This is a genomic window from Pantoea sp. BL1, assembly GCF_000963985.1.
GTDB classification, from domain to species: domain Bacteria; phylum Pseudomonadota; class Gammaproteobacteria; order Enterobacterales; family Enterobacteriaceae; genus Pantoea; species Pantoea rwandensis_B.
Genome location: NZ_JZRH01000031.1, coordinates 15461 through 29766, shown reverse-complemented (window position 1 = coordinate 29766; position 14306 = coordinate 15461). Strand labels below are relative to the sequence as shown.

Below are 14306 nucleotides of genomic sequence, written 5' to 3'. Positions count from 1 at the left end.
AAAGTGTAAGGTTTACCCCTGAGATTACTACATTTTTCTCGGGGCGAAATTAGCGGATAAAGATGAAAGGATGATCGGGGATAAAACCAGTTCCGGCCTGGACATCACACGATGCATTTTGCCGATGCAATCGGTCGGCTGAGCACGACAACATCGCACTCACCCAAAGCGGGGCGATTTATCGCGCGCAAAAAAAATGCCAACCCAATGGGCTGGCATTTCGTGACGCATAAAGCCTGATTACATCGCTTTCTTGGTCAGCTCGATTACACGCAGTTTCGCGATAGCTTTCGCCAGTTCCGCAGAGGCCTGAGCATAGTCCACGTCACCATGGCTGCTGTTCATGTGCTCTTCTGCTTTACGTTTCGCTTCCAGCGCGCGCGCTTCGTCGAGGTCTTCACCGCGAATCGCGGTGTCGGCCAGAACGGTCGTGCTGCCCGGCTGTACTTCCAGCACGCCGCCAGAGAGGTAGATATACTCCTCTTCGCCGTGCTGTTTCACGATGCGAATCATACCAGGCTTGATGGCTGTCAGCAGCGGGGCGTGGCCAGGGTAAATACCCAGCTCACCTTCGCTACCTGACACCTGGATGCGCTCAACCAGACCGGAGAACATTTGTTGCTCCGCGCTGACAACGTCCAGATGATAAGTCATAGCCATACTATTCCTCCTGGGAAACCGTTATTACAGTTTCTTCGCTTTTTCTACAGCTTCTTCGATAGCGCCGACCATGTAGAACGCCTGCTCTGGCAGGTGGTCGAATTCGCCTTCCATGATGCCTTTGAAGCCACGAATAGTGTCTTTCAGGGTCACGTACTTACCTGGAGAACCGGTGAAGACTTCAGCAACGAAGAACGGCTGAGACAGGAAGCGCTGAATCTTACGCGCACGTGCCACCAACAGTTTGTCTTCTTCAGACAGCTCGTCCATACCGAGGATGGCGATGATGTCTTTCAGTTCCTGGTAACGCTGCAGCAGAGACTGTACGCCACGCGCAACGTCGTAGTGCTCCTGACCCACGATCAGTGGATCCAGCTGACGGCTGGTTGAATCCAGCGGGTCAACGGCGGGGTAGATACCCAGAGAGGCGATCTGACGGCTCAGCGTAACGGTTGAGTCTAAGTGAGCAAAGGTGGTTGCTGGTGACGGGTCAGTCAAGTCATCCGCAGGAACGTAAACGGCCTGTACAGAGGTGATTGAACCGGTCTTAGTGGAGGTAATACGCTCCTGCAACACACCCATCTCTTCTGCCAGCGTTGGCTGGTAGCCTACCGCAGATGGCATACGACCTAGCAGTGCTGATACTTCAGTACCGGCCAGGGTGTAACGGTAGATGTTGTCGATGAACAGCAGAACGTCACGGCCTTCATCACGGAATTTCTCCGCCATGGTCAGACCGGTCAGTGCTACGCGCAGACGGTTACCCGGCGGCTCGTTCATCTGGCCATACACCAGCGCTACTTTATCGATAACGTTGGAGTCAGTCATTTCGTGGTAGAAATCGTTACCCTCACGAGTACGCTCACCCACACCAGCAAATACCGAGTAACCTGAGTGCTCAGCCGCGATGTTACGGATCAGCTCCATCATGTTTACGGTTTTACCTACACCCGCACCACCGAACAGACCGACTTTACCGCCCTTAGCGAACGGACACATCAGGTCGATAACCTTGATGCCGGTTTCCAGCAGCTCTTGCGAGTTAGACTGATCTTCATAAGAAGGCGCAGCACGGTGAATAGAGGAAACCTCTACGGTGGTGCCGTCATCATTCTGCAGGTCGCCTTTCATGTCGATTGGTTCGCCCAATACGTTCATGATACGGCCGAGGGTTGCTTTACCAACCGGTACCTGGATCGGTTTTTTCAGGTCGGTAACTTGCAGACCGCGCTTCAGGCCGTCAGAAGTACCCATGGCGATGGTACGAACCACGCCACCACCCAGCTGCTGCTGAACTTCCAGCACCAGACGAGCGTCACCATTTTGAACCTCAAGCGCGCTATATACCTGCGGTACCGCGTCCTGAGGGAATTCGACGTCAACTACGGCGCCGATAATCTGGACAATCTTTCCAGCTGCCATCTTGAATCCTCTACCTAATACGAGAATATCCGGCCGCGCTCGCGCGACAGGATATATGCCTGGTTAAACCGCGGAGGCTCCCGAGACGATCTCGGTAAGTTCCTGGGTGATGCTGGCCTGACGAGCTTTGTTGTAAACCAACTGCAGCTCTTTGATCAGGTTTCCGCCGTTATCGGTTGCAGCTTTCATTGCCACCATACGTGCAGCCTGCTCACTGGCCAGGTTTTCCACCACACCCTGATAAACCTGCGATTCGACATAACGGCGCAGCAGGGTATCCAGCAGCGCTTTCGGATCGGGTTCGTACAGGTAATCCCAGGTCTTCGCCTTCATCTCTTCTTCACCTTCCGCTGGCGGTAACGGCAGCAGTTGGGTAATGGTCGGAGTCTGAGACATGGTGTTATTAAACTTGTTGCCGACGATATACAGCTTGTCGATGCGACCTTCATCATAGGCCTGCAACATCACTTTTACCGGGCCGATAAGATCAGACAGTGCAGGCTTGTCGCCCATACCAGTGACCTGTGCCACGATGTTGCCACCGACAGAGCCGAAGAATGAATTGCCTTTAGAACCGATAATGGCCAGATCGCTCTGCACACCTTTATCAGCCCAGCCCTTCATATCTGCCAGCAATTTTTTGAACAGGTTAATGTTCAAACCACCACAAAGCCCGCGGTCAGTCGAAACGACCAGGTAGCCGACGCGCTTAACGTCACGCTCATCCAGGTAAGGGTGCTTGTATTCCAGATTACCGAGAGCAAGGTGACCAATCACTTTGCGCATGGTATCTGCATACGGACGGCTGGCCGCCATGCGTTCCTGCGTTTTACGCATTTTGGAGGCGGCGACCATTTCCATCGCTTTGGTGATCTTCTGCGTATTTTTTACGCTTCCAATCTTGGTACGTATTTCTTTTGCACCGGCCATTAGCTTCTCCTCAAAGCCTTGCGGCCTGCCTTTTCAGACAAGCCGCCAGACATTACCAGGACTGGGTTGCTTTAAACGTTTCGAGGAGGCCTTTCAGCTTCGCTTCGATGTCGTTGTTAAAGTTGCCCGCTTGGTTGATTTCAGCCATCAGCTCAGCGTGGTCGCGATCCGCGAACGCCAGCAGGGCGGCTTCGAAGCTACCGATTTTCGCCAGTTCAACGTCGTTCAGGAAGCCGCGCTCAGCAGCAAACAGCACCAGACCCTGTTGCGCGACAGACATCGGCGCATACTGTTTCTGTTTCAGCAGCTCGGTCACTTTCTGACCGTGGCTCAGCTGTTTACGGGTTGCATCATCCAGATCAGATGCGAACTGAGAGAACGCAGCCAGTTCACGATACTGTGCCAGCGCGGTACGGATACCACCGGACAGTTTCTTGATGATCTTGGTCTGTGCAGCACCACCAACACGGGATACAGAGATACCCGGGTTAACGGCTGGACGAATACCGGAGTTGAACAGGTTTGATTCCAGGAAGATCTGACCATCAGTAATCGAGATTACGTTGGTCGGAACGAACGCAGAAACGTCACCCGCCTGAGTTTCGATGATTGGCAGCGCGGTCAGAGAACCGGTCTGGCCTTTCACTTCACCGTTGGTGAAGCGCTCAACGTAGTCAGCGCTAACGCGTGATGCACGCTCCAGCAGACGAGAGTGGAGATAGAACACGTCGCCTGGGAATGCTTCACGACCTGGTGGACGGCGCAGCAGCAGAGAAATCTGACGGTAAGCAACAGCCTGCTTAGACAGGTCATCGTATACGATCAGGGCATCTTCACCGCGGTCACGGAAGTACTCACCCATTGCGCAACCGGCGTATGGCGCCAGGTATTGCAGTGCAGCGGATTCAGAAGCAGAAGCCACAACGACGATGGTGTTAGCCAACGCGCCGTGTTCTTCCAGCTTACGTACCACGTTAGAAATGGTTGACGCTTTCTGGCCAATCGCAACGTAGACACACTTGATGCCTGAATCGCGCTGGTTGATGATGGCGTCGATTGCCATTGCGGTTTTACCGGTCTGACGGTCACCGATGATCAGCTCACGCTGGCCACGGCCGATTGGAATCATCGCATCGACAGATTTGTAACCGGTCTGAACAGGCTGGTCTACTGACTGACGGTCGATAACGCCCGGTGCAATCACTTCAACCGGCGAGAAGCCGTCGTTGTCGATTGCGCCTTTACCGTCGATCGGTGCACCCAGGGTGTTCACCACACGGCCCAGCAGGCCACGGCCAACTGGAACTTCAAGAATACGGCCAGTACATTTAACCTTCATGCCTTCGGCGAGGTCAGCGTACGGGCCCATCACTACTGCACCAACCGAGTCACGCTCGAGGTTCAGTGCGATAGCGTAACGGTTGCCCGGCAGGGCAATCATCTCACCCTGCATCACATCGGCCAGGCCGTGTACGCGGATGATACCGTCACTTACAGAAACAATAGTACCTTCGTTGTGAGCTTCGCTCACCACATTGAACTGAGCAATGCGCTGCTTGATCAGTTCGCTGATTTCGGTGGAATTCAGTTGCATATGCTCCAGTCCCCTTAAGACTGCAAGACGTCTGCCAGACGATCAAGACGGCCGCGTACGCTACCATCAATGACCAGGTCACCCGCACGGATAACCACACCTGCCATTACAGACTTGTCAATTTTGCAATTCAGCTTAACTTTGCGTGACAGACGTTTTTCCATCGCGGCGCTGATTTTACTCAGCTGGCTGTCACTCAGGGTACTGGCAGAAATCACATCCACTTCGGCGGTCGCTTCATAAGCGTCACGCAGTTGGATGTACTGTTCCAGTACCGCTGGAAGTGCTGTCAAACGTCCGTTTTCCGCCATTACCTTAATCAGGTTCTGAGCGGGTTCATCAAGTTGATCGCCACATACCGCGTTGAAAGAAGCAGACAAAGCTTCCGGCGCGAGCGCACCGGAAAGGAGATCTGCCATCTGTTCGTTGCGAGCCACTTCAGCGGCAAACGCCAGCATGGTCTGCCAACGATCGATACTTTGATGCTCAACAGCAAAGTCAAAAGCTGCTTTGGCGTAGGGGCGAGCTACAGTAATCAGATCAGACATCAGCCCCTCCCTCCTTACAGTTCAGCGACCAGTTTATCAACGATGTCGCTGTTAGCAGCTTCATCCACGGAACGTTCGATGATTTTCTCGGCGCCAGCTAATGCCAGCAACGCGACTTGCTTACGCAGCTCTTCACGGGCACGTGAACGCTCGGCTTCGATTTCTGCCTGCGCTTGTGCCACGATGCGGTTACGTTCAGTCTCAGCTTCGGTTTTCGCTTCGTCCAGAATCTGTGCACGGCGTTTGTTCGCCTGCTCGATAATGACCTGAGCGTCTTCTTTCGCTTTTTTCAGCTGGTCGGTCGCATTGGCCTGCGCGAGATCTAAATCTTTCTTCGCGCGCTCAGCAGAAGCAAGGCCATCAGCAATTTCTTTCTGGCGCTTTTCGATGGCAGCCATGATCGGCGGCCATACGTACTTCATGCAGAACGCGACAAACAGAATGAACGCGATGGCCTGGCCGAGGATTGTTGCATTAATGTTCACAGCACAATGCCTCTTATTAAGTTAACTTGCTCTGCCGCTATCAGCGATAAACGGCAGAATCCGTTCCTCATCACACCGGGTGCCATGAGTGAACAAGGCTACCAGGTTTAGGCGACCGCAAACATCACGTAGAGACCCAGACCTACAGCGATCATTGGGATTGCATCCACCAGACCCATTACAACAAAGAACTGCGTACGCAGCAGAGGAATCAGATCCGGTTGACGCGCAGCGCCTTCCAGGAATTTGCCTCCGAGGATGCCGATACCGATCGCAGCACCGATTGCCGCCAGGCCCATCATCACAGCGGCAGCCATGTACAGCAGATCCATATTCAGGTTTTCCATGACAGTCTCCAGTTTGTTTCAGTTAAAAGCTTAGTGTTGAGATAAAAAAATCAATGTTCTTCAGATGCCATCGACAGATAGACAATCGTGAGGACCATGAAAATGAAAGCCTGCAGCGAAATGATCAGGATGTGGAAAATGGCCCATGGCACATTCAACAACCACTGCGACCACCACGGCAGCAAGCCGGCAATCAGGATAAAGATCAGTTCACCCGCATACATGTTGCCGAACAGTCGCAGACCGAGTGAAACCGGTTTAGACAGCAGGCTAACACCTTCAAGAATCAGGTTGATTGGGATGAAGATCGGGTGATTAAAAGGCTGCAGCGTCAGTTCTTTGGTGAAGCCGCCAATGCCTTTCATTTTGATGCTGTAGAACAGAATCAAAATAAAGACGCCCAACGCCATAGACAGCGTGATGTTCACATCTGCAGACGGCACAACGCGCAGCGCTGGCAGGCCAAGATAGTGCTCACCGATAATCGGCAGCAAATCGATAGGCAGCAGATCCATGAAGTTCATCAGGAAGACCCAGACAAAAATTGTCAGAGCCAGCGGGGCGATAAGTTTGCTTTTACCGTGGTACATGTCGCGAACGTTGTTATCAACGAAACCGACAACCAGTTCGATAGCCGCTTGAAGTTTCCCTGGCACACCGCTGGTGGCGCTTTTTGCCACTTTACGGAACAACACCAGGAAAAGCAGTCCCAGTACCACAGAGAAAAACATGGAATCGATATTTAATACCCAGAACGTCGCAGGAGCGTCGTGCGGATTCACCAACTCGAAAGTACGCAGGTCCAGCTGAAGGTTATTCAGGTGGTGACCTATGTATTCTTGCGGAGTAGAGATTTCTCCAGCAGCCATGATGCCTCTTACCCTTTGTTGTTAATTACAGCCGGCGCGACGATCTGCACCACCAGCACCGATAACCAAGTGATTGCGAGTGGCCAGAAGACCGCTCCAAACACACCTAACGCCACCATGAGAAGAATGACTGTCGTGAAGACCTTCAACACTTCACCGAGGGCGAAGCTCCAGGCCACACGACCTTTGGCAGGCGTTTGATCCTGCAGGCGCCAGGCTAAAAACATAAACAACACATTCGGCAGCCAGGCTGCCGCTCCACCCGCGATGGCGGAGGCGCCCCAGATAACATCTTTCAGAGTAAAGAGTGCACCGATGATGACAAACGTCACCAGCTGGATCACCAGCACGGTCCGGGCTAATTTCACACTGTAAAGAGACACTGACATGGCGTTGAACTCTCCTGCCCCGAACGGGGTATGTCGCGTGTCGTATAAGACTGCCTTTACTCATTTGAGTCAAGCAGCAAAAGCCGTGCAAATTATACGGGCGCCACCTGCGATTTCAATCGGTAAGTAGCGAAAAGGTGAACAATTATTTAAATTTCTTTCTGGAGGGCTATTTTTCAAAACATCACCTTCCACTATGACTCAGCTAAATCGCTGAAATTGCCTTGTTGGCTTGCTTTTAAAGCGTGCTTCAGATCACATTATAGGCAATAGGCTAGCGAATGAATTTGTTTTAAGCATGAATTTTAAGATTTCAAAAGTGATGAAAGCTGTTTTTTATCATAAGGATAGAATTATCCAACCGGCATCAACTCATGATTTTCGATAAAAACACTCTATTGACATCGTACATCGCAATAAAAACGTAAAACTGATATTACGCACGCCGATTTATTGCAGAGTTATATTTTCTGACGTGACTATTTGCGCAGGTAAATACAGCCAATAAAGTGATCTAAGTGATAATGAAATGTGAAATGTTCGTTAAATGTAACAGAGCTTTTCGGATAATTTCCGTGGCGCTTGTTAACCGTCTCACCCTGCCCTGCCGAATAAAAGCTTTTGACTAAAAGTGTTCAACTGCTGTTTTTTTATTCAGGACGTTTTCACTGACTAAAGGTGCGGCGGGTGTTAAATCCGCACCTTTTTTATGGCTATTGGCGAGACAGCACCACTAAATGACGTTCACCATCCAGTTCTGGCACATGCAGAGATTCAATCTTCTCCACCACAAAGCCCGCAGGCAAGGCTGAAATTTCATCATCCGGACGCACCCCCTTCAGTGCGTAGAAGCGGCCTGAGGTGCCCGGCAAATGATGGCACCAGTTCAGCATGTCTTCCAGCGAAGCAAAGGCACGGCTGATAACGCCATCAAACGGTGGCTCTGCAGGGAACTCTTCCACACGACTTTGTACCGGGGTGATGTTAGTGAGCCCTAACTCATGTTGCACCTGACGCAGGAAACGGATGCGTTTTCCCAGGCTATCCAGTAGCGTGAAATGCGCCTGTGGACGGACAATGGCTAACGGAATCCCTGGCAGACCCGGCCCGGTGCCGACATCAATAAAGCGCTCGCCTTGTAAATGTGGTTCGACGACCACGCTGTCGAGAATATGGCGCACCAGCATCTGCTGCGGATCGCGCACCGATGTCAGGTTGTACGCCTTGTTCCACTTATGCAGCAATTCTACATAGCCGACGAGCTGCTGTTTTTGTTGATCGGTAAGAGAAATATTTGCCGCATCGAGCAGCTGGGAGAGTTTGTTAATCACAAGGAACGTTCCATAAACGGGGGCGAGTGACCTCGCCCCAGGGTCGATCAGGCACTTTTACGCAGCAGGCCCTGTTTTTTCAGGTAAATCAGCAAAATGGAGATCGCTGCTGGTGTAATACCTGAAATACGCGAGGCCTGCCCAATGGAGGTAGGTTTGTGATCGTTGAGTTTGGCGATCACTTCATTCGACAAGCCATTAACCTGACGATAGTCGAGATCGCCAGGCAGCAAGGTGTTTTCGTTGCGTTGCTGGCGGTCAATTTCTTCCTGCTGGCGTGCAATGTACCCTTCATACTTCACCTGAATCTCAACCTGCTCTGCAGATTGCTCGTCAGATAATGCCGGGCCATAACTCGGTAACGTCATCAGCAGCTCGTAGGTCATTTCCGGGCGACGTAACAGATCTTCACCGCTGGCTTCTTTCGTCAGTGGCGCACTGATTACGCTATTCACTTCGCCCACATTGTCTGATTTCGGATGTACCCACAGATCGCGCAGACGCTGGCGCTCTTGCTCAATCAATTCCAGCTTCTGGTTATAACGCGCCCAACGAGCATCATCGACCAGACCCAACTCGCGGCCTTTTTCTGTCAGACGCAGATCGGCGTTGTCTTCACGCAGCATCAAACGATATTCCGCGCGCGAGGTAAACATGCGGTACGGCTCTTTGGTGCCGAGCGTGCAGAGATCGTCAACCAGCACACCGAGATAAGCCTGATCGCGACGTGGCGCCCAGCCCTCTTTGTCTGCTGAGGCACGTGCAGCGTTCAAACCGGCCAGCAAGCCCTGCGCCGCAGCTTCTTCATAACCGGTGGTGCCGTTAATCTGACCGGCAAAGAACAGGCCGTGGATAAATTTGCTTTCCAGCGTCGGTTTCAGATCACGCGGATCGAAGAAATCGTACTCGATGGCATAGCCTGGGCGCACAATCTTCGCGTTCTCCAGACCTTTCATTGAGCGGACAATCTGCATCTGCACGTCAAACGGCAAGCTGGTGGAGATACCGTTCGGGTAGATCTCGTTGCTGGTCAGCCCTTCCGGTTCAAGGAAGATCTGATGCGCATTACGATCGGCAAAGCGCATCACTTTGTCTTCGATCGATGGGCAGTAACGTGGTCCGATCCCTTCAATGATCCCGGCATACATCGGGCTGCGATCGAGGTTATTGCGGATCACATCGTGCGTTTGTTCGTTGGTATGGGTGATCCAGCACGGCACTTGTTGCGGATGCTGAGAAACATTACCCATAAACGAGAACACCGGCATTGGCGTATCGCCATGCTGCGGTGTCAGCACCGAAAAATCGATGGTGCGTGCGTCAATACGCGGCGGCGTACCAGTTTTCAGACGATTTACGCGCAGCGGCAAAGCACGCAGGCGTTTCGCCAGTGGAATGGATGGCGGATCGCCAGCACGGCCACCGCTGTAGTTATCCAGACCAATATGAATTTTGCCGTCAAGGAATGTCCCGACTGTCAGCACCACACTTTTGGCACGGAATTTCAGGCCCATCTGCGTGACAGCACCGACGACGCGATCGTTCTCCACAATCAGATCGTCAACGGCCTGCTGGAAGATCATCAGGTTCGGCTGGTTCTCCAACGCCGTACGTACCGCCTGGCGATAGAGCACGCGGTCTGCCTGAGCGCGGGTTGCCCGCACGGCAGGACCTTTGCTCGCGTTTAGTATCCTAAACTGAATGCCGGCCTGGTCAATTGCCGTCGCCATCAAACCGCCTAAGGCATCCACTTCCTTCACCAGGTGTCCTTTCCCAATGCCACCAATCGCCGGGTTGCAGGACATTTGTCCAAGCGTATCAATGTTATGGGTGAGTAACAGCGTTTGCTGACCCATTCGGGCAGCGGCCATCGCGGCTTCTGTGCCCGCATGACCACCACCGATTACGATGACGTCAAAAGGATCTGGATAAAACATGAAGTGGGTCCTCGTTAATGTTCGGACAGGGATCGTTGCCCTGGGCGGTGGATTCTACTGAAATTCTGTCGACTGCGAAAGCCGCGGGATCCTGCGGTTTAAAAGAAAGGATCTTTATTCTTTTATATGATCTCTCTGTTAGATCTCTTATTAGGATCGCCATGGTCTGTTGATAACCCGGAAAAGCAAAGTATTAACAGAGGATTAGAGAGGATCGTTTGCTGTGAATGATCGGTGATCCTGATCCGTATAAGCTGGGATCTAAATGGCCGCTTATGCACAGCTGAAAAAAGCAGCATGGGTTGTTATTGGGATAACTACCGGTTATACGCAAGATTAAGGCTATGTTATCCACAGAGAGCGGCGTAAAAAAAACAATAAAACAGCGAAATAAACTGGGGATCGTTCACTTTTCCCGATCCCTCACCATGCTGGATCGTCTTAAATCTGCGTTTTCCAGGTCTCAACCCACACTTCAGCCGGATCTTCAGGAATCTCATGTTCGAGAACATCGATCTCCAGGCGATCGCCAATACGTTTGGCGCCTAATTGGTTGAGTTGCTCTTCCAGCAGCTTAATGGCCCCGCAGAAAAGGTCGTATTCATGGTTACCGATACCCACTGCGCCATAACGTACGGCAGAAAGGTCCGGCTGCGTCTCCTGCAAGGCTTCATATAAAGGAAGCAGATTGTCTGGCAGTTCGCCCGCACCGTGCGTGGACGTCACAATCAGCCAGATCCCATTCTGAGGCAGTTCATCCAGCTCTGGCCCGTGCAGCACCTCGGTTGAAAAGCCCGCTTCCTGCAGTTTTGCTTCCAGATGTTCAGCGACATATTCGGCGCTGCCAAGGGTACTGCCACTGATTAAGGTAATATCGGCCATGATGTTCTCCCGCACTAAAGGCGAGCATTGTACGCTGTGATCAAGCCGTGATCCACCTGTGGAAAACAGGGTTAATAACAGAAAGCATCAGGCGACAAGGCGCATCACGCAAGTGATCCGCCTGGGAAAAGGTTGTGCACAGGAAAGAGAGGGAATTACGGCTTGATGGTACGCATGATCGGGTTTTGCAATGAGATCAGGGTTTCGGTGGACTGGATTTCGTCTATGGTCTGGATCTTATTGATCAACACCTGCTGCAGTGCATCGATGGATCGGCACATCACCTTAATAAAGATGCTGTAGTGGCCGGTGGTGTACCAGGCTTCTACCACTTCATCCAACGCCTCCAGCTTGCTGAGTGCTGCGGGATAATCGCGGGCGCTTTTCAGAATGATGCCGATAAAACAGCAGACATCAAAACCCAACTGACGAGGATCGATTTCTACGCGAGTGCCCAGAATAATGCCTGCCTGGCGCATTTTTTCTACGCGTACGTGAATGGTGCCGGGGCTGACATTGAACTGTTTGGCCAGCTCGGCATATGCGGTGCGCGCGTTTTCCAGCAGCGCATTGAGAATGCCGCGATCAAGGTTATCCAGTTGCAGTTGTTCTGCCATCATCCATCCTCTTTAAGTTCTTCTTCTATGAACAGTGGAGAATGTGCAGCAAATTAGCAGTACAGGCAAGGTGCAGACCGCGTGGTAGCCGCAGTCTGCACGCTTTTTTTATCGCTTACGCCAGATTGTGAGCTGCGCTTCGGTATGTTGATACTTGCGCGCCGTCTCGCGGATCACAAACGGTACATCCTGCGGCGGCACCACTTCTTCAAAGGCATCACGCAGCAAACGCTGCAATGCCTGATAGGTCGTCAAAGCTTCACCGTTCTCACGCACGCCGCCCAGCCAGTTCTCCTTCGGCGTGAATTCCTCCAGCCAGGTATAAGGCGATGAAAGCACCAAAAGCCCGCCAGAGCGGATCATTGGGATGACGTCCTGCAGGAAACGTTTTGGCTGACGCAGACGATCGATCAGGTTTGAAGCCAACACCAGATCGTAACGATCCGGCTGCGGTTTAAGATTACAGGCGTCGCCCTGCACAAACTGAATGCGCGCCGCTTGCTCGTCACTAATATTGACGTCCTTCAGGCGCACCTGCCGATATTCCACCAGCTCGCCCTCTTCCGGCACCACATAGCGGAAGTCCTCTCCGGAGGTCAGCTGCAGCGCTACATCAATAAAGCGCGCGGAATAATCCATGCCAGTGACCGTCGCGAAATGGCGTGCCAGTTCAAAACTGGCACGGCCTGTAGCGCAGCCGAGATCCAGTGCCACACCACGTTGTTTGCAGTGCGGCAGCAGTTTTTCCACCAGCGCCACGGCGTAATTCGGCACGTTGTAGTAGCCCGGTCCGTACTGGAAATCGAGATATTGCGACACCATGCTGTCCGTTTCATACGGATTGAGTGCCATGGTCTCTTCATGTGAGGAGACCACATAGCGGAAACCGGCGTGCTGGAAGAAATGACGGCGGAAGGCATAACGAGCCGATTTCAACGCCTCGTTGCCAGTGGAAATCCAGCTGCCGCCTTTGATCAGCGCGTGTTTGCCATCAAAGGTCGGCGTAGAGAAATCGTCATACAGCGGATGGACTTTGAACCCCTCGAAGCCGTTGGTCGGCGTTGTGGTCCACTGCCAGACGTTGCCAACAATGTCGAAAAACTCGCCCTGCGCAAAGCGATCCACCGGACTGGATGAAGCCCAATAGGCCAGATTGATATTGCCGGGCGCGTCGATCCAGTCGGGCTGATCGCCGCTCACCTGCTCACGTAACTGCATCCATTCGGCTTCACAAGGGAGTTGAATAGATTTGCCCGTCTCTTCCGCCAGCCAGCGACAAAACGCGGCGGCTTCAAGCTGATTCACTTCCGCTGGCCAGTCCCACGGCAGAGCGACTTCTTCGGTCATTAAGCGCAGTTTCAGCTGATCGGGTTGCGTAATCTCGCCGACCCAGAAGGTGGGCATTTGCGCGCCAGAAAATTCACGCCAGCCCCAGCCTTCCTCATCCCACCAGCGTTGATCCTGATAGCCGTTAGCAGCGATAAAGCGATAGAACTCGGCATTGCTGACCAGCATTTTACTGGCCTTAAACGGCTCAAGCTCGGTTAGCTGACTGCCGTATTCGTTATCCCAGCCGTAGGTGTCATCTGTTTTGCCTTGCTGCACGCGACCGCCAGGCATCGCAATCAGCGAGTTCTCCGGAACCGATGCGCGATCGTGGCGCGCCTGTGGACAAACCGGCCAATGCGCTTGCGGTTTTACCCATTCGATCGGTAGCTGGCGGATCAGCACGCTGGAGGTTTCCAGATGGATACGCTCATGTTCAATGCCCATCAATACCACCCACGCCGGGCTTTCCCAGTTGATCGGCAGTTCCAGTGGCATAGTACGGATAAACTCACTGACCAGATTTTTGACTTTGCCGCGGTAGTCGCGCACCTCTTCGACCGTCGGCCAGGCGTAATGGCTGTCGTTGAGATCGTCCCAGCTCATCTCATCCACGCCGATTGCCATCATCGCTTCGATACGATCGTCCACGCGATCATCCAGATAGCGGCCTGCCATTAATTTATTCATGTAGAACGTAGCGGTGTGGCCAAAGTAGAAGATCAGCGGATGGCGCAACGAGATCGCTTTGTTGAAATACGCGCGTTCGTCGGCAAGGCAATCAAACAGGCTTTCGTACAGCTCCCAGGTTTGGGTGAAATACGCCAGCAGCTCGCTCCGTTTATGTTCGGCGTTCTGGCCGGAGAGCTGCAAAGTGCGGGTCGGTGCAGGAAGTTGGGCGGTGTTCACAAGATGCTCCAGATGCTCAGTGTGCGAACTATTCACTATAGCAAATAAGCATTTCTGTCA

At 52.6% G+C, this 14306-nt stretch carries 14 protein-coding genes; all 14 read right to left on the bottom strand.

The window, feature by feature from the left end; genetic code table 11:
- Positions 1–240 precede the first annotated feature (240 nt).
- Positions 241–660, bottom strand: a complete 420-nt coding sequence (locus VH86_RS15475; RefSeq protein ID WP_034830038.1) for a F0F1 ATP synthase subunit epsilon — start codon at positions 658–660, stop codon at positions 241–243.
- 24 nt (positions 661–684) lie between these two features.
- On the bottom strand, positions 685–2082 hold the full coding sequence (atpD, locus tag VH86_RS15470) for a F0F1 ATP synthase subunit beta (RefSeq protein WP_034830039.1): 1398 nt from the start codon (positions 2080–2082) through the stop codon (positions 685–687).
- 63 nt (positions 2083–2145) lie between these two features.
- Positions 2146–3012 carry a F0F1 ATP synthase subunit gamma gene (gene atpG, locus VH86_RS15465; RefSeq protein WP_045815089.1) on the bottom strand — a complete coding sequence of 289 codons (867 nt, stop codon included), beginning with the start codon at positions 3010–3012 and terminating at the stop codon, positions 2146–2148.
- Positions 3013–3064: 52 nt separating this feature from the next.
- Positions 3065–4606, bottom strand: a complete 1542-nt coding sequence (gene atpA, locus VH86_RS15460) for a F0F1 ATP synthase subunit alpha (protein ID WP_045833459.1) — start codon at positions 4604–4606, stop codon at positions 3065–3067.
- A 14-nt stretch (positions 4607–4620) separates the two neighbouring features.
- Entirely contained in the window at positions 4621–5154 is a 534-nt protein-coding gene (atpH, locus tag VH86_RS15455; protein ID WP_034830043.1) for a F0F1 ATP synthase subunit delta, read from the bottom strand.
- A 14-nt stretch (positions 5155–5168) separates the two neighbouring features.
- Positions 5169–5639, bottom strand: a complete 471-nt coding sequence (gene atpF / locus VH86_RS15450; RefSeq protein WP_034830044.1) for a F0F1 ATP synthase subunit B — start codon at positions 5637–5639, stop codon at positions 5169–5171.
- 107 nt (positions 5640–5746) lie between these two features.
- Positions 5747–5986, bottom strand: coding sequence for a F0F1 ATP synthase subunit C (gene atpE / locus VH86_RS15445; RefSeq protein WP_003849523.1), 240 nt, complete (start codon positions 5984–5986; stop codon positions 5747–5749).
- Positions 5987–6036: 50 nt separating this feature from the next.
- Positions 6037–6855: a F0F1 ATP synthase subunit A gene (gene atpB, locus VH86_RS15440; protein WP_045833458.1), complete on the bottom strand. Its 819-nt coding sequence runs from the start codon at positions 6853–6855 to the stop codon at positions 6037–6039.
- Positions 6856–6863: 8 nt separating this feature from the next.
- Positions 6864–7244, bottom strand: coding sequence for a F0F1 ATP synthase subunit I (gene atpI / locus VH86_RS15435; protein ID WP_034830047.1), 381 nt, complete (start codon positions 7242–7244; stop codon positions 6864–6866).
- Between the two features lie 713 nt (positions 7245–7957).
- The gene (gene rsmG / locus VH86_RS15430; protein WP_038643976.1) at positions 7958–8575 is read right to left on the bottom strand and encodes a 16S rRNA (guanine(527)-N(7))-methyltransferase RsmG; all 618 of its coding nucleotides are present in this window, start codon (positions 8573–8575) and stop codon (positions 7958–7960) included.
- A gap of 47 nt (positions 8576–8622) precedes the next feature.
- Complete coding sequence (gene mnmG, locus VH86_RS15425) at positions 8623–10512, bottom strand: tRNA uridine-5-carboxymethylaminomethyl(34) synthesis enzyme MnmG (RefSeq protein WP_038643977.1); 1890 nt, start codon at positions 10510–10512, stop codon at positions 8623–8625.
- Between the two features lie 441 nt (positions 10513–10953).
- The gene (gene mioC / locus VH86_RS15420; protein ID WP_045833457.1) at positions 10954–11394 is read right to left on the bottom strand and encodes an FMN-binding protein MioC; all 441 of its coding nucleotides are present in this window, start codon (positions 11392–11394) and stop codon (positions 10954–10956) included.
- Positions 11395–11549: 155 nt separating this feature from the next.
- Positions 11550–12011, bottom strand: coding sequence for a transcriptional regulator AsnC (gene asnC, locus VH86_RS15415; RefSeq protein WP_034830053.1), 462 nt, complete (start codon positions 12009–12011; stop codon positions 11550–11552).
- Between the two features lie 108 nt (positions 12012–12119).
- Positions 12120–14246 carry a 5-histidylcysteine sulfoxide synthase gene (gene ovoA / locus VH86_RS15410; RefSeq protein ID WP_045833456.1) on the bottom strand — a complete coding sequence of 709 codons (2127 nt, stop codon included), beginning with the start codon at positions 14244–14246 and terminating at the stop codon, positions 12120–12122.
- Positions 14247–14306 lie beyond the last annotated feature (60 nt).

Coding starts and splice junctions, on each gene's coding strand:
- asnC (WP_034830053.1), bottom strand. CDS start 12,011: ATGGCAGAACAACTGCAACTGGATAACCTTGATCGCGGCATTCTCAAT.
- mnmG (WP_038643977.1), bottom strand. CDS start 10,512: ATGTTTTATCCAGATCCTTTTGACGTCATCGTAATCGGTGGTGGTCAT.
- atpI (WP_034830047.1), bottom strand. CDS start 7,244: ATGTCAGTGTCTCTTTACAGTGTGAAATTAGCCCGGACCGTGCTGGTG.
- atpA (WP_045833459.1), bottom strand. CDS start 4,606: ATGCAACTGAATTCCACCGAAATCAGCGAACTGATCAAGCAGCGCATT.
- atpB (WP_045833458.1), bottom strand. CDS start 6,855: ATGGCTGCTGGAGAAATCTCTACTCCGCAAGAATACATAGGTCACCAC.
- atpH (WP_034830043.1), bottom strand. CDS start 5,154: ATGTCTGATCTGATTACTGTAGCTCGCCCCTACGCCAAAGCAGCTTTT.
- atpE (WP_003849523.1), bottom strand. CDS start 5,986: ATGGAAAACCTGAATATGGATCTGCTGTACATGGCTGCCGCTGTGATG.
- atpG (WP_045815089.1), bottom strand. CDS start 3,012: ATGGCCGGTGCAAAAGAAATACGTACCAAGATTGGAAGCGTAAAAAAT.
- atpD (WP_034830039.1), bottom strand. CDS start 2,082: ATGGCAGCTGGAAAGATTGTCCAGATTATCGGCGCCGTAGTTGACGTC.
- VH86_RS15475 (WP_034830038.1), bottom strand. CDS start 660: ATGGCTATGACTTATCATCTGGACGTTGTCAGCGCGGAGCAACAAATG.
- mioC (WP_045833457.1), bottom strand. CDS start 11,394: ATGGCCGATATTACCTTAATCAGTGGCAGTACCCTTGGCAGCGCCGAA.